Raw genomic sequence first — 939 nt, 5'->3', positions numbered from 1 at the left:
GCATAATCTTCTTTGAAAACATAGTCTGGCACTTCAATATCTGTACGAACCATAACCTCCTTTGAAAGCAATTTACCGTTAAGCGTTAAACCACCATTTATATATTGGTGATCATGATCCGTTAGCACTTTTGCCCATACTCCTGTTCCATCGCTTGTTGTGCTCCTAAAATACATTGTGGGCTTTGTAAATGAATTTTTAATCGCAATCTGACCATTAAATCTATATGATTCATTATTTGCTCCATGGTTCATATTTAAACCCCAAAACCACCCAGATTCTTCAGGAGCATTTTTTGCATTATAAGATTCAACGAAACTACTACCCCAGTTTGTGTTCCAATCTTCAATTTTCTCAGGTTTCCTTAGAAGGAATCGGGTGTTAACTATAAATTCATTGGCAGATGCATAGTCTAGATTCACTTCATCTTTAAATCGAACATCACCTAAAATATCAAACTTGTTAGAATTGAAATAATTCCATATTATTCTTCCGTTAAAATCTGAGGTATGATCAGAAGTAAAATCAATAAATGCTCCCACCCCAGACTTTAATTCTATAGATGAATATCCACTCTCTTTATTTATTTCTAGAGAACCTGTCATATGGTTTGATCCATTAACTTTCAGGTATTCTTGAGAATACACTGTATTGAGTGTACAAAGCATTATTAAGACCAATAAATAACTTATTATTTTCATTTTCATTTTAGATTGTTAGTTTTAATTTATATTGAAGATTATTATTTATGTTTTCATAGCTATCGCCATTTACTGATGGTTGAAATATGAATAATTTCACAACAGTTTATTCTTGATTATTACTTCCTTCCAATTGGGATATTCTTTCTAATAATTGATTGATGATTTCATCTTGCTTTTCATCTTTATCCAATGCTTTAGTAAGGTCCTTAATCTGTTTTTCCTGCTCAATAGTATG

1 protein-coding gene is annotated in these 939 nt (G+C 31.5%); it reads right to left on the bottom strand.

Features of this window, described 5'->3' with window-relative positions:
* The coding region (locus PL77_RS29840; RefSeq protein WP_156152618.1) for a hypothetical protein at window positions 1-701 on the bottom strand (701 nt) is incomplete at its 3' end.
* Window positions 702-939 lie beyond the last annotated feature (238 nt).

The sequence above is a fragment of the Flammeovirga sp. OC4 genome, from assembly GCF_000812565.1.
Taxonomy (GTDB): Bacteria; Bacteroidota; Bacteroidia; order Cytophagales; family Flammeovirgaceae; genus Flammeovirga.
Note: the sequence above shows the minus strand (reverse complement) of the source record. Positions and strands in the feature narration are given on the sequence as shown.